This window comes from Phyllobacterium sophorae (assembly GCF_003010965.1).
Taxonomy (GTDB): domain Bacteria; phylum Pseudomonadota; class Alphaproteobacteria; order Rhizobiales; family Rhizobiaceae; genus Phyllobacterium; species Phyllobacterium sophorae.
This window is the reverse complement of sequence record NZ_PGGM01000017.1, coordinates 85357-111035: the sequence shown is the minus strand read 5'-3', so window position 1 is coordinate 111035 and position 25679 is coordinate 85357. Positions and strand designations below refer to the sequence as shown.

Sequence of the window (25679 nt, the reverse complement as noted above, 5' to 3'; positions counted from 1 at the left end):
CGCAATTTCGTCGTACAAGAGCTGCCGCGCATGATCCGCCCTGGCAGCTCTTGGCGGAGTTTATCGACGAATGGCCTTGAGCTGGGCCGCTTCTTTGCTCACCCGATCGCCTTTGACCAGCTTGAGCGCTTCATCCCCTTCCTGAACGGGGTTATGCCGGAAGACATACCAGCTGCCACCCAAGCTTGGCTTTTGGTAAATGACGCCGTCCTTTTCGCGATGCAGGAAACAAGTGACTGCGCCGCCTCTTTCCATCTTGCTCGACCACAGAGCCTGCAAGCAGAGTTTTCCACCCTTGGCCGCATACCAACGCCCCTCGGCGTAAGACCAGGCTGCCCCCTTGCGCGTCCATGCGGAAAACTGGTTTCGGTCGGCGGAAAAGAACCCGCCCCCGTCCTTCCATTTCCATGTGCGACCGGCATAGAGCTTTTCAAGCGCCACGGGCTTCATCGGCGGCGCGGCGGCGGCAAGCTTTGCTGTCGCATCATCGACTTGTGCCCTGGATGCAGCGCTGGCGTTACCAGCCAGCAAGAGTGCGGACAGCGCCGTACTGACGATAATTGAACGGATCGGATACATTTTTTTCACTCCTGACTAATAAGGCAGTTCCAGCGACAATGCGTTGGGGCTCTTGCTTTGGAACAGCATAGAACAAAGGGATGGAGCGGGTCGCGAACTTGTGCAAAGTCGAACCGCTCAGTTAAAAGCCGGGGATCACTCCAGCGGATGGTTGGCGACGCGCCAATCAGGTCGGCCGACATCCCTCGGCCACGGATAGACTTCACGATCGTTGAAGTAGACAACCGCAGTCAGTGCAGGGAACTCGGTATGTGGCTTGTTTGCTTCTGCCGCCCAGTTGCGAACGTAATCGTCGTTGCCTTCATAGCCAAGCTCGGCAATAGCGATTGGTTTGCCGAAGCGGGTTACACGATCGTATCCGGGTTTTGTCCGCTCAACAAACGTCGTGTCGTGACCGACCTCCAGTTTGTCATAGGGCTGGTAGGCAAAGACGGACAGACCAATGATGTCGACATATTCATCCCCCGGATAGTAGGCTTCCAGCCCCTCCTCTCCTTTCGGCGACCACATATATTGGGCCGACGGAAATTGCTTGCGGCATACATCGATTACATGTCGATAGGCCTTCACATAACCTTCCGGCTTCCAGAAGGCCCACGTGAACTGCCCGTCATTATCTTCCATTTCCTGCGCCCAGCGGATCGTGACCGGGCTTTGCAGCTTTGCTCCGGCGGAGCAGACCGCCGACATGTTGGAATCGTACCGTCCGGCCAGGATCCCATTGAGCAGATCGTCCGGGCTGATGCGCCACTCTCGCGCCCAGGACCACGGTTCGATGGTGATCAAGAGGGATCGTCCACGCTCGCGCGCATAGGCGTCCGCAGCACTGAGTGTGGTCAGATCCACATCCTCCCACGGCAGGAACAGGTGTTCGATCTTGGAATTGGAATCGTTGGTATAATCCCCGTGCGGATCATAGGCGCCGGGTGTCACGGCGTCAGCCGTGATGATGGGCCGCTTATCCTGAAACTTGTTGCGGCCGTCAATACTCGCTCCTGACACACCGCTGGCCGCATATACGCCACCGGAAACGAATGCACCGCAAAGCAAAGCTGCGGTTAGTTTATAGAGACTTTTCATCGCCCCCTCCTTTTCTTATTGTTCGGGCAACTGGGCCGCGCCAAGCGCGGTTTTGATGCTGTCGCGTTGTTGAGAAACCAGATCGGTGAATACCAGCTTGTGGGCCTCGTCGTCTTCGCGTGCTTTGGCGTGGCGAAAGACGTACCACTCACCATCGGGCTCGCGCTTTTGATAGATGGTTCCATTGCCGATACGATGGGAGAAACAGGTCTTGGCTGGAAAAGCGCCCTGCCCGGAATGCCATGTCGCATTGAGACACAACCCGCCTGTCCCGGTGATGACCCAGCGACCTTCTGCCCAGGATTTGCCTTTCTCTCCATCGGCCCAGGCCGTGAATTGCCGCCCGGCATCCATCATATGCCCCGCGCCGTTGTCCCACTGCCAGCTCTTGTCCTTGTACAGTGCGTAGATTTCGAAAGGCGTCATGGCGCGGGTTCCTGCCGGCTGGTCAGGCGCTTTCGACGCCGCGGCGAGAGCCGGTGCGGCAATGCAGCATACGGCGCAAGCAACTGTCGTTATCATCCGGGCGCCCCGCAGGAACCCAGCCCTTTCAGATTTAGAGATTGTCATTGGAACCTCCCGCTGTCTCGAAATGAGCGCCCTGCGCTCTTGGTCCTGGCTGGACTCGCTCGGCCATGTGAGGCAGCGCGGTCGAGCTACTCCCATCATACCGAGCCGTCGTTGATCGGCCGATGGCCGAAACACGAAAGCCGATTTCTTCCGCAACACCCTGCTCAAAGGCATTTCTGAGATCGATCAACACCGCCTGGCGCATGGTCTTCTTCAGGCGCGCAAGATCGAGTTTGCGAATGCTGTCCCATTCCGTAATGACGACAGCAGCATCGGCGTTGTGCGCGCATTCATAGGGATCGTCAAAAAACTCGACACCCGAGAGGATGCGGCCGGCATTCTCCATACCCACGGGGTCATGGGCGCGGATAATGGCGCCGAAACGCTGCAGGGTTTCGATGAGGGGAACGGAAGGTGCATCGCGCATGTCATCAGTATCAGGTTTGAAAGTGAGACCCAGAACGGCAATCGTCCGGCCCTCCACATCACCTTCTAAGGCATCCATGACTTTCAAAGCCATGCGGCGCTTGCGCGCTTCATTGGCGGTCACAGTTTCTTCGACGATCCGCACCGACACGCCGTAGTCCTGGGCTGTGCGCAACAGCGCCATCGTATCTTTCGGGAAGCACGAGCCGCCGTAACCGGGACCAGCATTGAGGAAACTCGTGCCGATGCGCTTGTCGAGACCCATTCCCAGGGCCAGTTCACTTACATTGCTGCCAACCTGCTCGCAAAGATCGGCCAATTCATTGATGAAGGTAATCTTGGTCGCCAGAAATGCGTTGGCGGCATATTTGATCAGTTCCGACGTCCGGCGCTGGGTGACCACGATGGGCGTCTTGTGCGCTTGCAAAGCCACACCGTAGAGTTCCATGAGAACCTTGCGCGCGCGCTCATCCTCGACGCCGATCACAACGCGATCAGGCTCCAGGAAATCGCGTATAGCAACGCCTTCCCGCAGGAATTCGGGGTTGGACGCAACCGAGAAAGCGCCGGTTTTACGCACCGATCCGATGATCTTCTGCACGATATCGCCTGTGCCCACCGGAACCGTGGACTTCACCACCACAATGGCATCGTCTTCAAGCAGCGGCGCCAGTTCCCGGGCGGCCATGTAAACGAACGACAGATCAGCATCCCCTTGACCGGCACGCGGCGGGGTTCCAACCGCGATGAACACGACCAATGCGCCCTTCACTGCTTCGGTCAGATTGCAGGTAAAGCGCAAGCGGCCTGCCGCTGAATTGCGTTCCACCAGTTCATCCAGACCGGGCTCGTAAATCGGCACAACGCCGCGTTTGAGGCCATCTATTTTCTGAGCGTTCTTGTCGACGCATATAACCTCGTGGCCCCAGGCGGCGAAACAGGTCCCGCTGACCAATCCGACATAGCCCGTTCCTATGACTGCGATCTTCATGTGTTTGATTGCCTTTTACTACTGCGTTGAAATGGTGGGGGCGTTTGTGCGCCAGCGCGGATTGAATATGGTTTTGTGAACATCGCGACCTCCGACGCCTGCGCCAGCAACCGAAAAGCGGTCCTCGAACAAGGAAAAGCTTTGGGTTCCCCATGCGAGCGCCTCAATGCCGTCGCGGCCCCGTTCGGCGGTTGCAAAGGTCGGCAGAGCCACAAGAGCAAGCAAGCTGGCGGCAAGCGCTGGGCGATAAACCCGCGTGCGGTAGCGAACCGTGTTTTCACGAGCGTGCTGGAGAACGATAACGAACAGGAGGAGCGCATAAATCACGGCGTTGACGATGGCAAAGACATAGAAGCCACGGCTGTTGTCACTGGCGTCCGGGATAAGCAGCACCGGCAGGATCGAGAGAATCGCCAGGAAACCGTAGGGTGCGAGCACACGGAACGGCAGGGGATCCACTTCTGACGCCCCCTTCGGCGTGACGCGGAAATCCACGAAGGAACCCGTTGCCCAATCGCGCAGCGCAGCCAGCGTCCCAGCCATCGCCCATGGCCAGCGCGCGAACAGAAACAGGGTCATTTCGACGCTCAGTATTTTCGCATCATGCGAGCGGAATGTGCCGGAAGCGCGCCAGCGATAGGCCAACACAATCAACATGATCGCCTGGGGCAGAAAATGGCTCAGGAAATCGGGATAGGTAACGGCAACGAAGTTTTCTCCCAACACGAGCGCAAAGATCGGCAAGACAAACATCAGCGCCATGAAGAGAGAAAAAAGCGGATACCAGAACTGCGAGAACAGAAACTGGAATTTCAGTCGCAGCGGCAAATGACCAACAAGCCTGGGCGAATACTGCAGCAGGATCATCACCAGACTGCGCGACCATTGAAACTCCTGCGTGATAAGATCGGCAAATGTCCGCGGTCCGTCGCCATGTGCGATGGCGTCGAGCGCATGAACGCCGCGCCAGCCATGGGCATTCATCATCAAAGTGGTGGAATGATCTTCCGCCAATTCCGGTCCAAGGCCGCCGATTTCCTTCAATGCCGCGGTGCGAACCGCATAGTGCGACCCGATGCAAAGCGGGGCGAGACCGTTGTTGTAACCGGCCTGCAAAGATCCATGCATACTCGCTTCGGCATAGAGACGTCCGCGCGCGGACCAGCTTTCTTGTGCATTGCGGTCGCAAATGCTGGGTGCGGAGACATACCCCACAGCCGGATCAGCGAAGGGACGCAGCATCTGAAACAAATAGTCTGAATCCGGTACATGGTCCGCATCAAGCTGCACCACAAAATCGTAGGCGTCGTAGCCGTAATGGTCATAGAAAAAGGCGAGATTGCCTTCCTTGCAGCGCGTGCGTCGTGGCCACGTCTTGCGGTGATAGTCCGCGCGTCCCTTGCGCGTGGAGACGAAGACGCCATGTTTCTCGCACCAGGCGAGCGTTGCCGCAGAAGGGTCCTCATCGGCAAGCCATGTGTCGTGCGCCACATCCTGGGTCAGCATGGCACGCAATGTCTCGGCCACCACCTCGAAAGGTTCAGACGGCGCCTTTGTCACCACCATAGCGATGCGGCTTCCTGCCGGAAGTCTCAACGTGCCACTTGGACGGCGCGCACGGAAAAACAGGACAATGAAATAGGCCGGCAACAACGTCACCCAAGCCAGGATAGCCGTAACCAGAATCGAGCCCGCAAGATTCACATGGTTGGCAGGTTCAAGCCACCAGCGCCAAAAGTAGACAAGCGCCGCGGCCCACAACGCTGCGCCGAGCAGATATTCCACGCGCCGCCAGCCGGTAAAAACCGGAATCAACAAGGGTTCGTCTTGGGCAGATTCCCCTATGACACGGCGTGTGTTCATGTCCGCACCTCCAGCCCAAAGAAGGGAGCCGCCGTGCGAATGATCGTATCGAGATCGGAATAAAGTGCCTGAAAGCCAAGCTTTTCCGCTGCAAGCGCCGGATCAGCATAAAGCACCGGAGGGTCGCCGGCACGGCGATCGCGCATTTCAACCGGCACGTTACGGCCTGTCAGGCGCCCGATCGCATCGAGAATTTCTTTGATTGAGGTGCCACGCCCGGTACCCAGGTTGACGGCCATATTGTCCCCGCCGTTGACGAGATGTTCGACTGCCAGCACATGCGCGCGTGCCAGATCGGCGACATGGATGTAATCGCGGATGCAGGTGCCGTCCGGCGTATCGTAATCGTTGCCGTAGATTTCGAGAAAGTCGATGCTGCCTGCGGCAGCCATCATGGCCCGCGGAATGAGATGCGTTTCAGGATCGTGGGCTTCGCCGATTTCGCCGTCGATATCCGCTCCGGATGCATTGAAATAACGCAGCGCCACATAGCCCAGATCATAAGCAACCGAATAATCGGCAAGCATCTGCTCCGCGATCAGCTTGGTGCGACCGTATGGGTTTATCGGGCGCTGCGCCTCGCCTTCGCGGATCGGCAGTTGATCCGGAACGCCATAGGTTGCACAGCTTGACGAAAAGATGACATTGCGTGCGCCGGCGAGCCGGCAAGCTTCCAACAGCGACTGCGTCCCACTGACATTGTTGCGGTAATACTTAGCCGGGTGCTCGACAGATTCACCGACATAGGCCGAGGCGGCGAAATGGATCACCGCGATCGGATCGTGATCCTCGACCACCGCAATGAGCCGCTGCGTGTCGAGAATGTCGCCTTCAACGAAAGTTCCCCAACGCACGGATGCGCGATGCCCCGTCGAGAGATTGTCATAGACGACAGGCTTGTAACCCTGTCTCGACAAGAGCTTGGCGGTATGACTTCCAATAAAGCCCGCGCCGCCGACAACCAGTACGTTCTGCCCACTCATCATGCCACCTCTGCGAGTTCCCCATTGGGCCTGACCAGCTGGCGTTCGAAATAGGCTATCGTCGACTTCAGGCCGTCTGTCAGCGCAATGCTCGGTGCCCAACCGAGCTCCCGCTCTGCGAGCGCAATATCGGGCCGGCGTTGGCGCGGATCATCTGTAGGCAGAGGGTGATAGACGATTTTCGATGGCGAGCCGGTCATGGCGACAATCTGCTCGGCCAGTTCACGCACGGTGAATTCACTCGGATTGCCGATATTGACCGGCGTGTGAATGGCCCGAGGACTGTACATGAGCCGGTGAAAACCTTCGATCAGATCATCGACATAACAGAAGGAGCGAGTCTGCGATCCGTCGCCGTAAACGGTGATATCCTCGCCCTTGAGTGCCTGTACGATGAAGTTGGAGACGACCCTGCCGTCGTCTGGACGCATGCGCGGACCATAGGTGTTGAATATGCGCACGATACGAATGTCGACGCCGTATTGCTTGTGGAAGTCATAGAAAAGTGTTTCGGCGGAACGCTTGCCTTCGTCATAGCAGGACCGCGGACCGAACGAATTGACATTGCCCCAATAGCTTTCAGGCTGAGGATGCACGTGCGGATCGCCGTAGACCTCCGAGGTGGAAGCCTGGAAAATGCGCGCCTGATAATGTGCGGCCAGCTCGAGAAGATTAAGTGAACCGATGACGTTGGTCTTCATCGTATGGATCGGATCGGCCTGATAGTGCGGCGGCGACGCCGGGCAGGCGAGATTGTAGATCTCGTCCACAGGCAGATCGATCGGATCAACGATGTCGTGACGTACATAGCTGAACGTGTCAAAGCGCAGCAGGTGGCGCAAATTTTCCATCCGTCCCGTAGAAAAATTGTCGACGCACACGACGGTCCGGCCTTCGCGCAAAAGAAATTCACAAAGATGAGATCCTAGAAACCCCGCGCCACCCGCAACAAGAACGCGTCGTTTCGAGGCGCGATCAGAACGAAAGTTAGACGAATTGAAGACAATGCTCACAGAACTCTCCCAACTATAACAACGATATTTGCGTTAATGCTTGCGAAGGAAGAAGACATGTGAAAATCACTGAAAACTAACAGAGCTTTTCCGGTTTTTTCCTGAAGCGAATTTCGTCATTTCTAATATCGTCCCCCTTACTGAGTTGCGATATCAGGGAATCCGGAAACTATTCAATTCGTCCATTTTTGGATATCAGCAGGCCTGAATGGTCCGCCTTGGCGCAGAACGCTGTGAATTGGTCGAACCTGTCCGCACCGAACAGCACTTCTTTGCCGCAGCATCATCACACACTGGCTGGACGGGTGTTCGTTTCGAGATGTGTGGCGAACTGGGACCATCGCAAGCCCGCGACGGTCAGCCCTCACAATCCGCCCGCAACTCTTAAAATGTAAAGTCCTGAGGGCGGCGCGCCGCAGCCAGTTATTCGGGCCGCCGCGGACACAAGCACTCACGCGCCTAAGTCCGGAAACGAATGGAACTGGAGGACCTCCTCCAGGACGCTCATTCACGTGTGGTTCAGGATCGCGTAGATAACTGGAAAGCACACCGTTGATTTGGGGCGACACCTTGAATCGTTATGAAGGAGAGAGTTTTCGGTGCCTATCGCTCGGATCTGGGCCTAGTAATAAATGAGAACTTCAAAGTAAAACGGGGTGGACATGCTACTGCTAGATTTCCTGGCCCTTGACATCGTATTATTTTTGAACTCCTTAACTATCTGCGAGACAGGTTCGGCGGTTGGCGCGATCCATGGCGATTGCGTACCTTCGTACATTCGGCAAGCGAGCAGAGACGGCTATACGATGCTAACAATGCACGACGTTTTCGTCATTCCGGATTTTGGCTGGGGGCAATGATGTCGGATGATCGTGAGGATGAGCCGCATCTAGAGCCGGTATCCATAGAACGTCGTCGCTGGCCGCGCGTCTCACAAGATCCCCTTGGTGACGATGAGGTGAAAAACACCCTCTTGAATCCGCTGCGTTTTGAGACGGAAAGCCTTGCCCCACACAAGCAGTTTCTTGCCTGGCAGGAGCATATGGCGGTGTTGTCAGACACGCGTTTGCCGGACAATGTTGGTCCCGAGGATGGATTCGTCGTCCGGCAAGCTGTCTGGAATTTGGGCGGCATGCTGTTGCTGCAACAAACCGCTCCGGCTTTCCGTTATGAACGCTCGCCAGACCAGGTGCGGTTCAGTCCAATTGACCATTGGCAGATAACGTTCCTCCGTGTCGGTCGCACTTGGACCGGCATTGATGGACGGGTTGCGCAAAATGAACCAGGTATGATTGAAGTTCGCTCACTCGGTCATCCGTTCAGCGGGCGGGCATTGGCAACGGATTCGGTCAGCTTGATCGTTCCGGTTGACCTGTATGCCGATCGAGGTGGCTTGACGACCGCAAGCAAAAACGTCGTTTTAGGTGGATACCGAGCGAAATTGCTTATCGATTTTCTGTCGAGCATTGAAGGAAATCTCAATCGACTAACGCACGACGATCTTCCGGGCGTCAAGGACCGCTTGCGGGAAATGATTTTTGACACGATTACGCCCTTGGTGGACCGTGAAGGCAGTAATGATCAGATTTCGCAGATAGGATTGATGACGCGGGCGAGACGCTTCATACTGAGCAACCTTGCCTCGCCCGACCTGACACCGGATGCTCTCGGCCGGGAACTGGCGATCTCGAGGACGCGCCTCTACGAACTCTTCGAAACCTCCGGCGGCGTTGCGAACTATATTCGCCGACGGCGCCTGTCCGCAGCGCATGCGATGTTGGCCGATCCTTCAGACCCCCGAAAGATAGCCCAAGTTGGTTTGGCAATCGGTTTCGATTCAGCAGCCAACTTTAGTCGCGCTTTCACGCAACAGTTCGGATATAGCCCCAGCAACATACACAAGCGCGGGGACGATACGCGCCCGGACTGGCAGACCGATAACACGAAGGTTACATTTGAAAGCCTCCTGCGAACACTCTTGCTCTTCTGAAGCGCACATTCCAGGACCTGGTTCCGGCACATTTGTTATAAATGGAGGACGATGATTTTGCAGGACGGAAGTGGAAAAACTCGACTCCAAACTCGAATGCCCGCGTTGCAGACCATCCATCTAACTCTTTCCCAAAGCATGACGAGCACAACTGCAGACTGAGCTTAATTAGCGTTAGATCGCAACCCTAAAATGTCAATGATGAGAATTGCTTAGCGAAATTGGAGTATTCTTCTGTAATTTTAGAGTCATGCCAAACCCGGCGCTGTACAAAAATATATATCGACCGCTCATATCTTGTTCAACCCATCCAAAAAGCGGACAGCAACGGTGCGGCCTAGGTCCTGTTGACAAAATGTGGCAGCCAAATCCTTGCCGCGGCTAAAGCTAGGAAGGCTTCGAAGGATTTTCGGGTCTTGTCGTAACGTGTAGCAATGCGTCGGAATTGTTTAAGTCTATTGAACATCCGCTCGATACGATTGCGATCCTTGTAGGCTTTGAAATCGCACGATGGCGGGTTTTTGCGGTTCGCTTTGGGTGGAATGACTGGCTTTATGCCGTGAATTAAAAGCTCTTCGCGAATGGCGTCACCATCATAGCCTTTATCGGCCAGAAACAGTCTTGGTTTGCCGACTGGCATTGCCAGCAAGTCAGGCGCAGCGGCGAAATCTGAGGTTTCGCCGCCCGTCAGGACGAAGCCAAGAGGGCGTCCTTGACCGTCCGCGCGGGCATGGATTTTTGTCGTAAAGCCGCCGCGTGATCGACCAAAAGCCTCCCTATAAGTCCCCCTTTAGCGCCCGCTGCCTGTGAATGGCCTCGAACCGTCGTGCTGTCGATCATATGCTGCCAGTCATCGGTCAGCCCCAATTCCACGAGCGTCTCCAGCAGGGCGTCCCACACGCCTTGCTCAGCCCAGCGACGGAAACGCACATAGATCGAGTTCCACTTGCCGTACCGCTCATGCATGTCGCGCCATGGACAACCGACGCGCAAGACATAAAGCATCCCGTTCAAAAAGCGGCGGTTATCGTGGGATGGACGCGACTTACGCCCGCGTTCTGTCGGTAAGAGCGGCTCGACGATCCGCCATTCTGGGTCGCTCAAATCGCCTCGTGCCAAAACCGCCTCCTAAAAAGCAGTCTTGAATCATTTCCCGCCTGATTTGGGAAGGTACTTTGTTAACATAACCTAGCTCGGACGTGTTCGGCACGATACATCGCCTCGATGTACTGATTGCACCACGGCCATTTCCAGAATGCCCTTCGGCGCGCGGCGGGCGTACTGTCGGGAGCAAACAATACCTGCCACGATTGCGCCGTGTCGATTATTCTACCCGACAGTGACCGATAGGGATGTACCAGCGGCCGACCGGTTCCGACGACCTTGGCCATGCGCTGCCTTGCCGCCGGGCTGATATGGAGCGTCTGCAATGAGGTAAGGTCGCTTTTCTTCCATCCACGCCGCATTCGGTAAGCTGCGAGAAGTTGAGCCCGATGGTTCGCGATCGTGCGGCAGCTTCTGTTGAAGATCAGCGCCGCCTTCGACTTGAATCGGGGATAAAAGCCCCATTATTCGGCCCCGCTTCGCTCACGATGCCGGCGAGTTCCGTGGCGGCAATGCCGTCGGCTCGGAACTTCTGCGCTGCAATCCCCACCATGCCGCATCTGTAGCTGTCCTTTCGGCCCTTTTCGTAATGCATCCTCACTCTTTGCAATTTTCGCCATTGCATTATGACTGTAATGTGTCTAAGTGATCGTACTGCAATGGTGCGCCACTGGTAAAAACTCAGCGGTTTGGAGACAGTAATGACCTTAAATTCCAAAAAGACCGCGCTTGTAACGGGAGCCTCATCCGGTATCGGTCGCGCGAGTGCCGAGGCCTTGGCACGAGCCGGCTTCACAGTCTTCGGCACGAGCCGCAAGCCGAGTAGCGAGAGCTCGGGCCAGATCTCGATGCTGGCTTGTGACGTGACCGATGAAGACTCTGTGGCGTCGCTCGTTTCGACGGTGCTCTCAAGCACCGGACGTATCGACGTTCTCGTCAACAACGCCGGCCTGGGGATGTTTGGTGGGGCTGAAGAGTCCTCCATCGCTCAGGTTCAGAGCCTGTTCGACGTCAACCTGTTCGGTGTCATGCGGATGACCAACGCCGTGCTGCCTTCAATGCGGCGTCGCGGAGAGGGGCGCATCGTCAACCTCAGTTCGGCGCTGGGGTTCGTACCGGCACCGTACTCGGCGCATTACGCCGCGAGCAAGTATGCCCTCGAAGGCTATTCGGAGTCGCTCGACCACGAAATCCGCGGTTTCAACGTCCGCGTTTCGTTGATCGAGCCGGGCACCGTCCAGGGCAGTTTCGACCACAGCTCGCCGGAACCGGATGCCAAGATGGCGGAGTATGACGCCGGGCGCGCCTGGGTGCATGACTTTTACGAGAAGTCGAAGCTCACGGCTGATACGCCCGAGGACGTGGCGAGCGCAGTGGTTCTGGCGGCCGCGGCCAAGCGCCATCGCCAACGTTATACCGTCGGCAAGGTCGCGTGGCAGGTCAGCCTGCTGCGACGCCTCTTGCCCGCGACGGTGTTCGACAAGGCCTTGCGGCAGCAGTTCGGCATGCCGGGAAAATAATCATCATGTTTACAACCGTTGATCAAAGCGAGGTAATTACTGTGTCCGACCGTCCATCTGTTCTCATCACCGGCGCATCGACCGGTATCGGCGAAGTCTATGCGGAGCGGTTTGCGCGCCGCGGACATGATCTCGTTCTCGTGGCCCGTAACAAGACCCGCCTCGATGCCGTTGCGACGCGTCTTCGCCAAGAAACCGGCGTCGCGATCGACATCATTCAGGCCGACCTCACCGAGATCGCCGACCTCGAGACGGTGGAGACCCGCCTGCGCGAGGATCACACTATTGGCGTTCTCATCAACAACGCTGGCGGCAATCTACGCGGCGGCTTCCTCGATCAGAAAACCGAAGACGTAGCCCGTCTCGTGGCGCTGAATACCACCGCTGTCGTTCGCCTCGCAAATGCGGTCGCACCGCGGTTTGCGGAGGCAGGGACGGGCTCCATCATCAACATCTCGTCGGTCGTCGGTATCGCGCCCGAGTTCGCCATGTCCGTTTATGGCGCGACCAAAGCCTTCGTCACCTTCCTGTCGCAGGGCCTCGGCCTCGAACTCGGTCCAAAGGGCGTCTACGTCCAGGCCGTTCTTCCCGCCGCGACGCGGACAGAAATCTGGGAGCACTCCGGCATCGACGTTAACACGATGACGGGCGTCATGGAGGTCGGCGACCTCGTGGATGCGGCCCTCGTCGGCTATGATCGCCGCGAGGCGGTGACGATCCCGCCGCTTCCCGACCCAACGCAGTGGGATGCGTATCAGGCGGCCCGGCAGGCCATGCTTCCCAACACCCGTCAGCAGCATGCCGCCGAACGCTATCGCGTCGCCAGATAATCTGCATCGCCACACCCTCAATTCGATAGGAAGAAGACAATGACGTTCAAAGCTTTGCTCGCCTCCAAGGATGGCGATACGCTCTCCACGACGATCGTAGACCTGACCGAGGCCGATCTGATGGACGGCGACGTGACAGTCGCCGTGGATTACTCGACCGTGAACTACAAGGACGGGATAGCCGTAACCGGACGACTGCCGGTGATCCAGACGTTTCCGCTCGTTCCTGGCATCGACCTCGCCGGAACGGTGGAAGCGTCCTCCCATCCTGATTTCAAGGTTGGCGACCGGGTGGTTGCCAACGGATGGGGGCTGAGCCAGACCCATCACGGCGGATATGCGCAGAAGGCCCGGCTGAGCGGCGACTGGCTCGTCAAGCTCCCCGAATCGCTCTCCACGAAGGATGCGATGGCCATCGGCACTGCTGGCTACACGGCCATGCTGTCCGTGCTGGCACTTGAGCATGGCGGGATCACGCCCGATCAGGGCGACATCCTCGTGACGGGAGCCAATGGCGGCGTCGGATCCATCGCCATCGCGCTGCTCTCGGGGCTCGGATACCGCGTCATAGCCTCCACGGGCCGACTTGAGGAAACAGCCTATCTGCGGGAGCTCGGAGCGGCAGAGATCATCGATCGGAACACACTGTCGGAACCGGGAGCTCCCGTTGCGGCCGAACGCTGGGCAGGCGCAATCGACAGCGTCGGCAGTCATACGCTGGCAAACGTCCTGGCACAGACTAAGTATCGTGGCGTCGTGACCAGCTGCGGCCTTGCCCAGGGCCGCGACCTTCCTGCCACGGTGCTCCCTTTCATCCTGCGCAATATTACCCTTGCCGGCATAGACTCGGTCAATGCCCCGCAGGCGGTGCGTTTGGAGGCCTGGGCGCGCCTCGCCCGCGATCTGGATCTCGCGAAGCTCGCGCGCACGACGACAGCCATCGGTCTGGCGCAGGTCGCCGGCGTCGCGGAGAGCATTCTGGGAGGGCACATCCAGGGCCGCACGGTCGTCGATGTCAATCTTTAGGGTTGTCAGGGGAAAGCGGAGCTTCGTTTTCCCGAAATGACACGCGATCACTAAAGAAGCAGGAGTCTGCCCGGCTAAACGCCAACCGGGCAGACTCCAAGCGGTTTTGCAGCCGCTCCGCGCGCGACGTGTGCACCCGCAGCTGTGCCAGGAGAGCAGTTGCATTATGCCCACCTCATGATGTTATGGTCATAATTCAATAGAAATTTGAAGGGCACCTCATGCGATACGAAAAAGGCCGAAAAGACACGTCACGCCGGAAGATCATCGATGTCGCTATCGAGCGGTTTCGCACGGATGGAATTGCGGGCTCGGGTCTTGCGACGATCATGAAGGATGCCGGCCTAACCAATGGCGCCTTCTATCCCCACTTTCCCTCGAAAGCCGATCTCGTCCGGGAAACGTTGTCTGATGCCCTGAGCAAACAAGCAGTATGGCTGCGCGCGGTGTTGGACGAAGGGGGGCTCGACGGCGTGATCGACTTCTACCTCTCGCCAGAACACCGGGACAATCCGGGACTGGGCTGCACCTCCGCAGCTCTGCTGCCGGAGCTCGCGCGGCAGCCGGAGGAGACGCGCGGCATGTATGCCGAACAGTCCCGCATCCTTGTGCTCCTGCTTGCCGAAGCGCTTCCAGCAGATGTCGAAGCGAGGGAGGACGTGGCATACGCATTTTTTGCGACACTGATCGGGACGCTCCAACTGGCACGGGCGGTCAATAATGAAGTGTCGGACCGCATTCTGCAGGCTGGAAAGAACGCCTTACGCGCCTTGGCGGGTCTTACGCACTCACAGGCCTCTTGAGCCTGAAATCCATACAAGAGCGCGCGCTCTATAAGTGTTCGGACGGGGTCACACTTGGCATCATTGCCTCCGACAATACCTGAACTTTGCCGCTGCGCGGCGAATCAAAACCTTGCCAGCAACGAACCAACAGACCGGAGATTTCCAGTGAAAGCTTATGTCGTCGACAAGTACAAGAAGAAGGGCGCGCTGCGCCTTGCCGAACTGCCGGATCCGCAGGTTCAAAATGGCGACGTCCTCGTTCGCGTCCATGCCACATCCGTCAACCCGCTCGATTCCAAGGTCAGGGACGGCGCTTTCAAGATCTTCCTGCCTTACCGTCCGCCCTTCGTGCTTGGCCATGATGTCGCTGGGACTGTCGTCAAGGTCGGCTCCGGTGTCAACCGCTTCAAGGTCGGCGACGAGATCTATGCGCGGCCGAGGGACCACCGCGTCGGCACGTTTGCGGAATTGATCGCCATCCACGAAGATGATGCAGCACTGAAACCCCGTACGCTGGATATGGAAGAAGCGTCGTCCATCCCACTGGTCGCGCTGACGGCGTGGCAGGCCCTCGTCGATATCGCGAAGGTGAAGCCGGGCCAGAAAGTCTTCATTCAGGCGGGTTCGGGCGGCGTCGGTACGATCGCGATCCAACTCGCCAAGCATCTGGGCGCAACGGTCGCGACGACGACGAGTGCGAAAAATGCCGCTCTTGTCAAAAGCCTCGGCGCCGATGTGGTGATTGACTACAAGAGCCAGGACTTCGAGAAAGTTCTCTCCGGCTATGACGTGGTCCTGAACAGCCAGGATCCGAAGACGCTTGCGAAGTCACTCAACGTCCTGAAGCCGGGCGGCCATTTAGTCTCCATTTCGGGCCCGCCGGACCCGGCGTTCGCCAAAGATCTTGGTCTGAACGCGCTCTTGAAGCTTGTCGTCCGGCTGTTGAGCCGCAGCGTGCGCAAGAAGGCGAAGAGCCGTAGTGTTCAGTATTCTTTCCTGTTCATGCGGGCCAATGGTCGGCAACTCGAACAGATCGCCGAGTTGATCGACAGTGGGGCCTTGCGCCCCGTCGTGGACAAGATTTTCCCCTTCAACCAAACGCCCGAGGCTTTGGCCTATGTCGAGACGGGTCGTGTGAAGGGCAAGGTTGTGATCAAGGTCCAGTAGTGTCGCTTTGACGGTAGTACAGAGGCAGCAATCCTGCCGCGGGTACGCGGGTCGGGATTTCCTTCCACGCTCCGCAGATAACGGCGTCTCAATTATGCGCCACTCTGAATCGTAAGCACCCGATTGGCGCCGCCTGCCGGATAGCGCCTTGATGGCCTAAGACACGTCATTAACGACGTCGTTAGCGACGTATCTTAGGCGAGGTATGGGATGCGTGTCGAAATTCTTGGTCAGGAACGTCGTCGGCGTTGGGGTGCGTCTTCACTTTCAATTCGCCAACTCCACTCGATCATGACTGTGCAGTCGCCCCGTGAATTTCCGACAGACCCGTCGCGCCTCACTCAGGGAGACAAGTGGCCAAACTCCAAGAAGATCGCCGAGCCGTGACCTCGCCAGATCGCTGACAACGGTTGCGATATGAGCGCGGATCGGTATTTCTCGAAAATTGCTGAAGACGGTGGCAACGCATCCCCCAAATGCTTGGGGCTCAAAACTTCTTCATGATGGAAAACTTTGTCAACAGGGCCTAGTTGACGCGCTTGCTCTAGCGGCGTCGCATATTCATCAATACGGGTGCGGGTGGATAAATCTGGCCCGTGATAAATGAGAATCTTCAGCCCTTCTTATCCTCGAAATTCGCTGCCATATGTGCCGGCGTCCAATCATTGATGCCGGGGGCATTTACTGGTGCACCATGACCAGGGAGGATCGTGAATACGTCATACTTGTCCGGTTGCTTCCTCTCGAGCGGGCATGCAGAACTGTGTATCCCTCATTGTCTCTACACGCGAGATCGACATTGCGATCCAACATCCGCACGATCGCACTTCGTGACCCACTGTCAATGGCATTCCTTATCCAATGGCGTTCAAATATCCGTCGATTTTGTTGGGAAATTCCTCGACAAGTTGTTGCGCACATGAGTTTCGTTTGCTCCGATTGGGTCGAGCCACGTTTGCGCGTTATTTTGGCTGATTGCTCGGATCGGTTGTTTGAATGGGGGGCCTGAAACAAACAGGATCGCCTTTGTCCACGGGTAAACACGTCCAGTCAGGAGCAAAACCATGGTTGGTCTTTTCTGCCAGTCCCGGATGCATTGTTCCAATATACAGAATGCCGACAAGCAGAACGACGATAATGAGGATCCCAAATATATCACCGCGTGTTATCACATAGCGCCAGTACATCATCTCCCCTAACTCTCACTCTTTAATGAACCGACGAAACTGGAATCTCGGCTAAGCGCTGCGAACTTACTCGCGCGCCTGAAATCCGCAACACCGCAACTGACATAAACAGTTTTGCGGACCCTTTGCAGATCCGTAGGTTGCCGAACCATAACGGTGGATCGTCCCCAAATTTTGTACAATTAGTTTAGGCCAGAGGGTGTTAGCTTTGGGTGCTATTCGTCTTCGCTTCCATCGCCCTCGATCGCGACCGGCTGCCACGAATGGGGCGAGATCTTCGTCTGCTTATTCGAAGTGGGGTACCAGCCAGCATCGCTTTTGCGCGGTTCGGACAAATGCATGGCGCTGGGCGCCTGCGTGCGAATTTGCCTGGATAGATCGCTGCCACTGTGAAGGATATGCCTCCCCATCGGACTTTCGCACCAGATCCTGATGGTTTGGGCAGTGCCGCCCTCCTGTCGGGTATGTTATGCCGTCTGCAGGGCTACAAGGCCGATGCACGACTTCGGGCACTGCATGACCGTGTATTATTCCTGCAGGCGCAAAAGCTTGGCCTTACGATTCTCACCAGGAATGTCAGTGATTTCGATTATATCCTGCAGCTCGTCCCAGCCGGTCGCGTGATGCTATATCGACCGATATGAGATTCAACGACCCTTTTGTCCTCCGCAGAATTGCGAAGCGCATTCCAAAACGCGCAGGATTGGCGACGTGGCCCTCGATTATCCCGCGGCTCGGTGATTCCCAGCAACGAGCCTGGATAGCCTTTCCTTCCATGTTCGTCCATTCGCAGGCCGAACGTTGTATCCACGCGGAAAGCGTGGCGTTATGAACAGCGCCGCCGTGTCTGCGGACAAGAAGTCCACGCTGCTCGAGCAAGTCCAAATCCCGGCGGATTGTATCGCGCGATTTATCGAACAGCGCCACGAGTTCGGCAACCGCGACCTGTCCATGCTCCTGAATAAGTTCGATCAAGCGGTTCTGACGCATGGCTGGCAATGTGCTGCTGTTCGTCTCGCAAGGGTACGGGAACCACTGTATGCGATGGCAAATAGTTTACAGCTTTGGCTTGATAACGCCACCCACCGGGCGTTCTCGCTGGCGTTTGCGGTCATGATGTCCAGGAAGGGAAGTGCGCTATTGTTACGCTATAATTCAGCATCTGTGATGGCGAGAACATGCGCAAATTCGGTATTCTGCTGCATGGCTTGAGCAACATGATCAAGAACGCAACATGGAGACCAGGCTCTCTTTCGAAGTATCCATCGAGAACATCGGGGGCTGTTTACGCGATGACCGGCGAGGCCAAGCATTCGTTTCAAGATGCTAATGAGGGCCGTCGCTCTGAGCCTATGGTTTTGTCGCCACAGGCGTGGTGTGCGGCTTAAGCAGGGTGACAAAAAGCAGGCCAACAACGATGAGCGCCGCGCCTTTGAAATGATAGGATTGCAGGTGCTCGCCAAGGAAAAAATAGGCGAGTACGGCGACAAAGATTGTCTGGAGATAGAGGAGCATGCCCGCCCGCGCTGCACCGAGCGCTTCGACGCTCCAATTGAAAAGATAATACATCAGCGCTCCGCCGGGGATCGCCACATAGGCCAGCGCGATGAGCCCGCTGCCATCGAGCGTTGAGCGTTCGTCTAAAGCAAGCTCCCCGAGATAGAAGGGCAGTGCAGTCAGCGCTGCAGCGCCGAGCAGCACTACCAGGAGCGGGAGACGCTCCAGCTCGAATTTCGCGCGGCGGAGCAAAACAGCATAGAGACCGAAGCAGACAGCGCCGGCGACGACCCAAAGTTCCCCGGAATTCACGTCGAGACGCATCAACGCCGCCGGGCTGCCCTTGATAATGATGACGACGATCCCGAGGAAGGCAATGACCGATCCAATCACCTGCCAGGTTCCCATCGGCTCGCCCAGGATGAAACGGGCGAGGATCATGGTGATGATCGGGATCAGGGCCACAATGATGCCGGCCGTGGTGGCGTCGGCATATTCAAGCCCGATGAACACCATGCCCTGACAGATCGCGAGCCCGATGCCGCCGACGAGGAGCAGTTCGAGGGGCCGTGCCCGCATCAGCGCGGCAATAGAACCGAAATGGCCACGCACCAGCGGCAGCAGGATTGCCCAGGCGATCAGCACGCGCCAGAAGCAGAGTGCCCAGGGTGGCATCTCGGAGGAGACCCATTTTGCGGCGATATAGACGCCGGCCGACAAGAGCCAGCAGAGCACCGCCACGGAATAGCCGACTGCAGCCGAACTGCCCGCCGCCTGTTCCGTCCTGACCGCGCCGCTGTCGACTGCCAAGACATGTATCGCCATCACTTAGTTATGCCATAGTTCCAGCAACCTGCACAGATGATGGTGCCAGCCCGCCCCCGCCCTCCAAGCATGGATCATTGCTTTGCCAGCGACACCGGCATGATTGGCGCTGGTTCTGGCCTTTCATGTCGTTCTTCGCAAAGACGGGTCAACGTCCCCCGACCGTCACGGCGGATTGGTTGCTCAGATTTTGATAGCGTTTGCAAATTTGCCGTAAGCCTCGCGACGACCTCACGGCTGGCACGGCTCTGTGGTCGTTGATGGGCCTGTCATCAAGTTGACATGGCGCGTGACGTAGGGCTTGCGGATAATGCTGAAGCTGGTAGAGCGGGAAGAAGCCTTATCGGCTCCGCGAATATCACGAGGGCCAGCATGCAGGATGTAAACATTGGGTTGTGGGATTTTGCGCGGCGCCTCTACAAGGCTCCGGGCGTCGCCGATGCATGTCTTGTTTTGCAGGAGCGGCACGGTGTGGATGTGCCGGTTTTGCTTTTCGCCGCCTGGCTCAACCAAGGATCGATTGCTCTTTCACCGGCAAAGACACAGCATATCATTGAGCTGGTGAGAGAATGGCGCGAGGAAGTCGTCGCACCTTTGCGCACCGTTCGCAAGCGGCTGAAAACCGGACCGAGACCCGCGCCTGACAATCAATCCGAGGTCCTGCGTGACGCTGTTAAGGCCGCAGAACTGTCGGCCGAGCGGATCGAACTCGCCGTGCTGGAAACCGAAGGGCTGTTGCTGGCGATGATTTCAGATGACGGCAACCATGGTAACGGCCAGAACCTGGCACTCGTCGTGCGACACTATCATGGCTCAGATCTGGACGAAGCCGCGCGTCGTGACATTGCCGTCATTGAGCAGGCATTGGCCGGCCTATGAGGCCGGTTGACCCGGTTCATCTTCCTTCCAGCGTTTGACAACCGGCAGATCGATGTCGAACAGATCAAGCGCGCGGCCAACTGTCTGGTTGACCATGTCATCGATCGTTTGCGGTTTGCTGTAAAAGGCTGGAACCGGCGGCATGACGATCGCGCCGTTTCGCGTGGCCTGATCCATCAAGGCGATATGACCGGCGTGCAGCGGCGTTTCGCGAAACAGCAACACCACACGGCGGCGTTCTTTAAGGCTGACGTCCGCGGCGCGGACGATCAGCTCGTCATTGTATGAGTTGGCGATCCCGCTGAGCGTCTTTACCGAACATGGCGCAATCAGCATGCCGGCCGTGCGGAAGGAACCGGAAGAAATGGCAGCACCAATGTCCCGGTAATTATAAAGTTTGTCGCCGAGGCCGCGGATCTCCTCGGCGCTCATATCGATTTCGTCAGTTGCAGTGCGCAGCGCTGCCGGCGAAATTATCGCGTGGGTCTCGACATCGGCAATGTCACGTAGAAGTTGCAATGCGCGCACGCCATAGATGACTCCGGAGGCCCCCGTTATCGCGATAATGATGCGACGCATGGCTAGTTGGCCGGTTCGTCAGCATGAAGCGCCGAGCGGGCGGAATGAGCGACATGCTCCTCGGCAGCCGCTTTGGCAGCGGCCTTGTCACGTTTATCGATGGCGCTGACAATCTTCTCGATCTCGGCAATGCTTTGACTTCGCCGTTGCGTGCGCACCACTGACCGGCGGCGCAACGGCGACGTCAGCACAGTCAGCTTGCTGAGAACGCCGAACGCGATGGGATTGCGGGCGCCGGTGCAAATGCGGTCGTAGAAATCGCGTTTGTTGGCGACGATTTCTTCGGCATTTCCATGCAGATAGGCTTCCCGCAATTGGGCAAAATGGGCTTTGAGCGCCTGAACCTCCGCTTCGGACGCATTCTCGATAAACTGCTCAACAATCAGCTGCTCCAGCACACCGCGGATACGATAGATATTCTCTGCGTCCTCGGTTGTGACGGTGACCACCGCCAGGCCGCGATTGTTGAAATCGGTAAGGATGCCTTCCGACTGCAGTTGACGCAATGCTTCGCGCAGCGACGTGCGGCTGACATTGAGCTGTTGGCACAGGTCCTTTTCCACCAGCCGGGTTCCTGGCTCCAGCACACCGGTCTCAATTGCCCGCCGCAGCGACCTCATGATTTTGTTTCTCAGCGGCGCAGATTCATGTGTAATCGGACCGAATGGTTCAGTCACTGGATTGTTCATTTTGCTCCTCGCAATGCTTCTGCTTGCGTTGTTGACATGGGCGGGGTACCGGATTTCCAGGATGCCTCCATATCCATGAATCGGGCGATAGTCGCCTGATTATGCTTTCTTTTCAATATCTCGCGCCGGCCGCACCGAGCATGTTGCACGTTGCGATATAGGCGTCGATTTCATTGGCGAGGAAGGTGGCTACGGCGGCATCGACGATCTCAGGCTTTGCCTCGCGGAAGCTGTCGCTGAACCAGCGGGTATTTTGAAACCCAACGAGTGCCTTCAACCCCTCATTTCTGGCCCTATCGGCGCGTTCAGCCCAAGCTTAGCGTGCGTTTTCACCATACCATGCCGAACTTCTGCGGCACCGGCAAGCGCGGCGACCGTCGGCTCCCAAAAATGCTTGTCCATGGCCAGCGAGTGAATGAGGATGCAGCGGCCCGCCCCCTGTCCGGCAAAATACGATAGGACAGCCGGATCCCGTCCCCGGTCTGCGCAAAGCCTGTCGTTTGAGTGGATTTCAATTCACTCATGGCATCCCTTCCCTGATCAAGGCGTGGAAGTGCAGCAAGGCTGCCACAAGCCTGTCGTATTGTATGACGGTCTTAACACATCCGTCAAGCGTTGCTCAGTGGCTCGGCAAAGCGGTGCGGACCGCACGCCCAATATGTTTGGGCGACGTCGAGCGCGGCAGCTACCGCTGCAAGGCCTGCGTCAGCCAGGCGGCCGTCAGATCTGAGTTCGCCGAGCGTTTGGCATTGAGCGGGACCAGAATATTGTGTCGGCCTTCTGCTTCCAGTTCCATGTCGCCAACTTTGACCAGGCTTCCGTCTGAAAGGAATGTCGCAATCAGGGTATCCCACCCCAATGCGACTCCTTGACCGGATCGAGCTGCGGAGATTGTTTCTGTGTAATGACTAAGTCGAAGCGTGGATCGCACAGCACCTTTCTTCCTTCCCACGCGCGCAAACCAATCGGCCCACCTGTACCAGCTTCTGTTCGGGACGTCCGTCTCAATGAGCTCGTACTCGCCGTCAGGAAAGGTCATGAGATCGTGGCTCCGTGCGTATTCGGGGGAGCACACTGGAAAGATCCTGTCGCCACATGATGCGATGACCGTCCCGTCATTGAATGGCGGAATGCCGTATCGTACGCCAATGTCCATGCCGCCGCTTTCAAGGTCGAGCTTGGCGTCCTGAGAAACCACACGAATTTGGATGCTGGGATTAAGCTCCCGCAGTTCCGCTATTTTTGGCAAAAGCCAGAAGGACGAGAAGGCGATCGTTGCGCCGATGGTGACAACGTCCGTCGAGCTGGCCCGCACTGCTTCCACGCTGTCGGCAATATTCGCGAAGCTTTCCGCCAGGGTACTGCCAAGAATGAGACAAGCTGGCGTTGGCTCTATCGAGCGATGCCGGCGATCAAACAGGGGTCTGCCGATATTCTCTTCGAGCGAAGCGATCTGACGGCTCACGGCTGCCTGAGTGACACCGAGTTCCTTTGCTGCAGCTGTAAAGCTTCGATGGCGGATAGACGCCTCAAGCGCCACCAGTGCCGTCAGCGAGGGCAATCTCTTTCGTAAATGCATGTCGCCTCGTCCTCATACATAATATTTTATTATGCATTCCAAAACTATTTGTGCCGTTGAAAACTAAAGCTTTTCGCCCCATTCTGGCAATATATAATCATAAGAGGATGTCATGCTGAGCACGTTTTCGTCTTCCATCTCCGCACTCCTCGACGCGCGTGCCGAGGGCTACACCCTTCCCGCGGGCCTCTATACGCGCGAGGACGTCTTTGGGGCAGATCTCGACGTCTTCTACCGCAATCACTGGATCTATATCGGACTTGAGTGCGATGTCCCGGAACCGGGTGACGCAACAGTCATCGACATTGGATCAACAAGTCTTATTGTGCTGCGTGACGATGATGACAACATCCAAGTGGTGCACAACGTCTGTCGCCACCGCGGATCGCGTTTGCTCGATGCTGGGCCAACGGTGATCTCCAAGCTCGTTTGTCCCTATCACCAATGGACGTATGAGTTGTCCGGAGAACTCGTCTATGCGCCTCACATGGGCACGAACTTTGACAAATCGTGCCGCAACCTGAAGACCGTCAATTTCAAGTCGATTGGCGGGCTCATCTATGTCTGTCTCTCGGACACGCCACCGCAGGATATCGCCAATCTTGAGGCGGTGATGGAAGAGCGCCTTGCTCCCTACGATATTCGCAATGCCAAGGTCGCCTATCAAACGGATGTCATTGAAAAGGGCAATTGGAAGCTCACGATCGAAAACAATCGTGAATGCTATCATTGCGCTGCAAACCATCCGGAACTTTGCGTATCCTTCGTTGAGCAGGATTTTGGATATGATGCTGACACGCTCAGCCAGGAGGATCGCGCTGAGGCAGAGGAATATCAACGGCTTTACGAACAACGAATCAAAGCTTGGGAAGCGGGCGGATATCCTTCGGCGCCGGTCGAACAGCTTGCTGGCCATGCGACGAACTTCCGCACCCAGCGCTTGATCATTTCGGGTAAGGGCGAGTCACAGACTGCGGACACTACGGCAGCCTCAGCAAAGCTGCTCGGCAAAATGAGCCGGAAAGATCTCGGGGACACGCATCTGTGGGGTCACAATAGCTGGAACCACTTCATGGGAGACCATGCGGTAACGTCCATGGTAATCCCTCTGTCGGCAAATCGTACCCTGGTTCGTACAAAATGGCTTGTGCACAAAGACGCCATTGAAGGGGTCGACTATGAGTTGGCCAAGCTGACGAGCGTGTGGATCGCGACAACCGACCAGGATGGCGAACTCGTTGGCCGGTCCCACCTGGGCGTGGAAGATCCCGCCTACGAGCCCGGCCCGTACTCACCTTTCACAGAGGGTCAGCTCGACAACTTCGCCACCTGGTATGTCGAAAGGATGCGCGCCCATGGGTATTAATATCACCCGCCCGGCGCACGACGCCCGAACAGTTGAATACTGGGATCCGCAGGTGGACAATGAGCTTGTATGCATTGATGTGCACGCGGAAACGCACGATGTAAAAACATTTACTTTCGCCGCGTGCGACGGAAAGCATGTTCGTTTTTCGGCCGGCCAGTACTTTGCTTTCGAAACCGACCTGGAAGGTGAAACGGAGACGCGATGCTACAGCATCTCCTCCTCACCCTTGCGGACAAACGCGTTCTCCATCACGGTCAAGCGCGTAGCGGGCGGAAGGATCTCAAACTGGCTTCATGACAACCTGATCCCGGGCACTATTGTCCGGACGAACGGCCCACTCGGCCAGTTTATCCGTCCGGCCGGCAAAGACAGAAAGTTCCTATTTCTTAGCGGCGGCTCTGGTATAACGCCGGTCATGTCGATGGTGCGAGAACTCGCGGATGCAACAACGCCGGTGGATGTTGTTTTCCTGCACGCAGCACGTACGCCGGCCGATTTCGTTTTTCGATCCGAGCTCACCAACATTGCCAATCGTCTGAAGGGGTTGCGACTGTACCTTTTGCCGGAGGATCTGTCTGGAGAACAGTCGTGGCCGGGACTTAGTGGTCGCATCTCCAAAGAGCTTTTGCAGCTGACCGTCCCAGACATCGCGGCGCGCACCGTTATGTGCTGCGGTCCAGCGCCATTCATGGCAGCTGCACGAAAAATTACCGCCCAACTCGGCGTGCCACCCGAACGGTACATTGAAGAGAGTTTCGACGCGGTGGTCGAGGACGTCCGGGCCACTTTGCCGGACACTGTAGAAGACAAGGTTTTCAAGGTCGCGTTCTCAAAACAGGGCAAGTCGATCCAGGTTTCGACGCAGCAGACCGTGCTTTCCGCCGCGAAAAAATCGGGCGTTAGAATTCCTTCGTCCTGTTCAAACGGGCTCTGCGGTACCTGCAAGTCGAAGCTTACCAGCGGCTTCGTCGATATGAAGCCCAACGGAGGAAAGGTTTCTTCCTGCCGTGTTGTTCCAAACCGTTGAGTGATCTCGTCATCGACCGCTGAGACCTTATCTGGCGGTGACCCCAAATAGCGGTGAGCCGTCCAGTGGCGCTGGTTCCTCCTTCGGCGCAGTCGTTAGCGGCCGACCGAACCGACATAGC

The 25679-nt window shown here is 57.1% G+C and carries 23 protein-coding genes and 1 pseudogene; 10 read left to right on the top strand and 14 right to left on the bottom strand.

The genetic code is table 11. The features are described from left to right. Positions 1-60: 60 nt before the first annotated feature. The 7 genes from CU103_RS27095 to CU103_RS27065 form a co-directional block, all read right to left on the bottom strand. Complete coding sequence (locus tag CU103_RS27095) at positions 61-579, bottom strand: DUF995 domain-containing protein (protein WP_106667135.1); 519 nt, start codon at positions 577-579, stop codon at positions 61-63. A 135-nt stretch (positions 580-714) separates the two neighbouring features. Beyond that, positions 715-1659, bottom strand: coding sequence for a glycoside hydrolase family 26 protein (locus tag CU103_RS27090; RefSeq protein WP_106667134.1), 945 nt, complete (start codon positions 1657-1659; stop codon positions 715-717). 15 nt (positions 1660-1674) lie between these two features. Continuing rightward, positions 1675-2229 carry a DUF995 domain-containing protein gene (locus CU103_RS27085; RefSeq protein ID WP_245449026.1) on the bottom strand — a complete coding sequence of 185 codons (555 nt, stop codon included), beginning with the start codon at positions 2227-2229 and terminating at the stop codon, positions 1675-1677. After that, complete coding sequence (locus tag CU103_RS27080) at positions 2216-3646, bottom strand: UDP-glucose dehydrogenase family protein (RefSeq protein WP_106667132.1); 1431 nt, start codon at positions 3644-3646, stop codon at positions 2216-2218. Before CU103_RS27080 ends, CU103_RS27085 begins: the two co-directional genes overlap by 14 nt. 18 nt (positions 3647-3664) lie before the next feature. Beyond that, complete coding sequence (locus tag CU103_RS27075; RefSeq protein WP_106667131.1) at positions 3665-5509, bottom strand: glycosyltransferase family 2 protein; 1845 nt, start codon at positions 5507-5509, stop codon at positions 3665-3667. Then, on the bottom strand, positions 5506-6492 hold the full coding sequence (gene galE, locus CU103_RS27070; RefSeq protein WP_106667200.1) for a UDP-glucose 4-epimerase GalE: 987 nt from the start codon (positions 6490-6492) through the stop codon (positions 5506-5508). The genes CU103_RS27075 and galE overlap by 4 nt, the downstream gene beginning before the upstream one ends. After that, positions 6492-7505 (bottom strand): UDP-glucuronic acid decarboxylase family protein, encoded by a 1014-nt coding sequence (locus CU103_RS27065; RefSeq protein ID WP_245449025.1) that lies wholly within the window; start codon positions 7503-7505, stop codon positions 6492-6494. Before CU103_RS27065 ends, galE begins: the two co-directional genes overlap by 1 nt. An 856-nt stretch (positions 7506-8361) precedes the next feature. Between CU103_RS27065 and CU103_RS27055 the strand changes: the two genes are divergently transcribed. Next, entirely contained in the window at positions 8362-9495 is a 1134-nt protein-coding gene (locus CU103_RS27055) for a helix-turn-helix domain-containing protein (RefSeq protein WP_106667129.1), read from the top strand. 337 nt (positions 9496-9832) lie between these two features. Here CU103_RS27055 and CU103_RS27050 read toward each other — a convergent pair. Then, positions 9833-10614, bottom strand: a protein-coding gene (locus tag CU103_RS27050; RefSeq protein ID WP_245449024.1) for an IS5 family transposase whose coding sequence is annotated in 2 segments (ribosomal slippage) — positions 9833-10284 and positions 10284-10614 — 783 coding nt in all. Because the reading frame shifts where the segments join, the coding sequence is not laid out codon by codon here. 686 nt (positions 10615-11300) lie between these two features. Between CU103_RS27050 and CU103_RS27045 the strand changes: the two genes are divergently transcribed. From CU103_RS27045 to CU103_RS27025, 5 genes are all read left to right on the top strand, one after another. Beyond that, positions 11301-12119, top strand: coding sequence for an oxidoreductase (locus CU103_RS27045; RefSeq protein ID WP_106667128.1), 819 nt, complete (start codon positions 11301-11303; stop codon positions 12117-12119). Positions 12120-12160: 41 nt separating this feature from the next. Further along, positions 12161-12949 carry an SDR family NAD(P)-dependent oxidoreductase gene (locus CU103_RS27040; protein WP_170117135.1) on the top strand — a complete coding sequence of 263 codons (789 nt, stop codon included), beginning with the start codon at positions 12161-12163 and terminating at the stop codon, positions 12947-12949. 39 nt (positions 12950-12988) lie between these two features. After that, entirely contained in the window at positions 12989-13975 is a 987-nt protein-coding gene (gene acuI, locus CU103_RS27035) for an acrylyl-CoA reductase (NADPH) (protein WP_106667126.1), read from the top strand. A 221-nt stretch (positions 13976-14196) separates the two neighbouring features. Beyond that, entirely contained in the window at positions 14197-14778 is a 582-nt protein-coding gene (locus CU103_RS27030; RefSeq protein WP_106667125.1) for a TetR/AcrR family transcriptional regulator, read from the top strand. Between the two features lie 147 nt (positions 14779-14925). After that, positions 14926-15927 (top strand): NADP-dependent oxidoreductase, encoded by a 1002-nt coding sequence (locus CU103_RS27025; RefSeq protein WP_106667124.1) that lies wholly within the window; start codon positions 14926-14928, stop codon positions 15925-15927. A gap of 1763 nt (positions 15928-17690) precedes the next feature. On the opposite strand, the gene CU103_RS32685 is transcribed toward CU103_RS27025, so the two are convergent. Then, positions 17691-18041, bottom strand: coding sequence for a DeoR family transcriptional regulator (locus tag CU103_RS32685; protein ID WP_342588917.1), 351 nt, complete (start codon positions 18039-18041; stop codon positions 17691-17693). Here CU103_RS32685 and CU103_RS32320 point away from each other — a divergent pair. Continuing rightward, on the top strand, positions 17943-18326 hold the full coding sequence (locus tag CU103_RS32320) for a hypothetical protein (RefSeq protein WP_245449023.1): 384 nt from the start codon (positions 17943-17945) through the stop codon (positions 18324-18326). The genes CU103_RS32685 and CU103_RS32320 overlap by 99 nt on opposite strands. 138 nt (positions 18327-18464) lie before the next feature. Here CU103_RS32320 and CU103_RS27005 read toward each other — a convergent pair whose 3' ends face one another. Then, entirely contained in the window at positions 18465-19436 is a 972-nt protein-coding gene (locus CU103_RS27005) for a DMT family transporter (RefSeq protein WP_106667121.1), read from the bottom strand. Positions 19437-19808: 372 nt separating this feature from the next. Here CU103_RS27005 and CU103_RS27000 point away from each other — a divergent pair, with 372 nt between their 5' ends. Further along, a complete protein-coding gene (locus CU103_RS27000) occupies positions 19809-20315 on the top strand; it encodes a TIGR02444 family protein (RefSeq protein ID WP_106667120.1) in 507 nt (168 codons plus the stop codon). Here CU103_RS27000 and CU103_RS26995 read toward each other — a convergent pair. From CU103_RS26995 to CU103_RS26985, 4 genes are all read right to left on the bottom strand, one after another. After that, positions 20310-20894, bottom strand: a complete 585-nt coding sequence (locus CU103_RS26995; protein WP_106667119.1) for a UbiX family flavin prenyltransferase — start codon at positions 20892-20894, stop codon at positions 20310-20312. The two genes, CU103_RS27000 and CU103_RS26995, sit on opposite strands and share 6 nt — an antisense overlap. 2 nt (positions 20895-20896) lie before the next feature. Beyond that, complete coding sequence (locus CU103_RS26990; protein WP_245449022.1) at positions 20897-21514, bottom strand: GntR family transcriptional regulator; 618 nt, start codon at positions 21512-21514, stop codon at positions 20897-20899. A 181-nt stretch (positions 21515-21695) separates the two neighbouring features. Beyond that, the gene (locus tag CU103_RS31620; RefSeq protein ID WP_170117134.1) at positions 21696-21860 is read right to left on the bottom strand and encodes a hypothetical protein; all 165 of its coding nucleotides are present in this window, start codon (positions 21858-21860) and stop codon (positions 21696-21698) included. A gap of 408 nt (positions 21861-22268) precedes the next feature. Beyond that, the gene (locus CU103_RS26985) at positions 22269-23162 is read right to left on the bottom strand and encodes a LysR family transcriptional regulator (RefSeq protein WP_106667117.1); all 894 of its coding nucleotides are present in this window, start codon (positions 23160-23162) and stop codon (positions 22269-22271) included. 112 nt (positions 23163-23274) lie between these two features. On the opposite strand from CU103_RS26985, the gene CU103_RS26980 reads away from it, so the two are divergent. Together CU103_RS26980 and CU103_RS26975 are read left to right on the top strand one after the other, a co-directional pair. After that, on the top strand, positions 23275-24528 hold the full coding sequence (locus CU103_RS26980; RefSeq protein ID WP_106667116.1) for an aromatic ring-hydroxylating oxygenase subunit alpha: 1254 nt from the start codon (positions 23275-23277) through the stop codon (positions 24526-24528). Continuing rightward, positions 24518-25581: pseudogene (locus CU103_RS26975) on the top strand (FAD-binding oxidoreductase). The gene CU103_RS26980 and the pseudogene CU103_RS26975 overlap by 11 nt, the downstream one beginning before the upstream one ends. Positions 25582-25679: the final 98 nt, after the last annotated feature.

Coding starts and splice junctions, on each gene's coding strand:
- CU103_RS27095 (WP_106667135.1), bottom strand. CDS start 579: ATGTATCCGATCCGTTCAATTATCGTCAGTACGGCGCTGTCCGCACTC.
- CU103_RS27090 (WP_106667134.1), bottom strand. CDS start 1,659: ATGAAAAGTCTCTATAAACTAACCGCAGCTTTGCTTTGCGGTGCATTC.
- CU103_RS27085 (WP_245449026.1), bottom strand. CDS start 2,229: ATGACAATCTCTAAATCTGAAAGGGCTGGGTTCCTGCGGGGCGCCCGG.
- CU103_RS27080 (WP_106667132.1), bottom strand. CDS start 3,646: ATGAAGATCGCAGTCATAGGAACGGGCTATGTCGGATTGGTCAGCGGG.
- CU103_RS27075 (WP_106667131.1), bottom strand. CDS start 5,509: ATGAACACACGCCGTGTCATAGGGGAATCTGCCCAAGACGAACCCTTG.
- galE (WP_106667200.1), bottom strand. CDS start 6,492: ATGAGTGGGCAGAACGTACTGGTTGTCGGCGGCGCGGGCTTTATTGGA.
- CU103_RS27055 (WP_106667129.1), top strand. CDS start 8,362: ATGATGTCGGATGATCGTGAGGATGAGCCGCATCTAGAGCCGGTATCC.
- CU103_RS27045 (WP_106667128.1), top strand. CDS start 11,301: ATGACCTTAAATTCCAAAAAGACCGCGCTTGTAACGGGAGCCTCATCC.
- acuI (WP_106667126.1), top strand. CDS start 12,989: ATGACGTTCAAAGCTTTGCTCGCCTCCAAGGATGGCGATACGCTCTCC.
- CU103_RS27030 (WP_106667125.1), top strand. CDS start 14,197: ATGCGATACGAAAAAGGCCGAAAAGACACGTCACGCCGGAAGATCATC.
- CU103_RS32320 (WP_245449023.1), top strand. CDS start 17,943: ATGAACAGCGCCGCCGTGTCTGCGGACAAGAAGTCCACGCTGCTCGAG.
- CU103_RS27005 (WP_106667121.1), bottom strand. CDS start 19,436: ATGGCGATACATGTCTTGGCAGTCGACAGCGGCGCGGTCAGGACGGAA.
- CU103_RS27000 (WP_106667120.1), top strand. CDS start 19,809: ATGCAGGATGTAAACATTGGGTTGTGGGATTTTGCGCGGCGCCTCTAC.
- CU103_RS26995 (WP_106667119.1), bottom strand. CDS start 20,894: ATGCGTCGCATCATTATCGCGATAACGGGGGCCTCCGGAGTCATCTAT.
- CU103_RS26990 (WP_245449022.1), bottom strand. CDS start 21,514: ATGAGGTCGCTGCGGCGGGCAATTGAGACCGGTGTGCTGGAGCCAGGA.
- CU103_RS26985 (WP_106667117.1), bottom strand. CDS start 23,162: ATGCATTTACGAAAGAGATTGCCCTCGCTGACGGCACTGGTGGCGCTT.
- CU103_RS26980 (WP_106667116.1), top strand. CDS start 23,275: ATGCTGAGCACGTTTTCGTCTTCCATCTCCGCACTCCTCGACGCGCGT.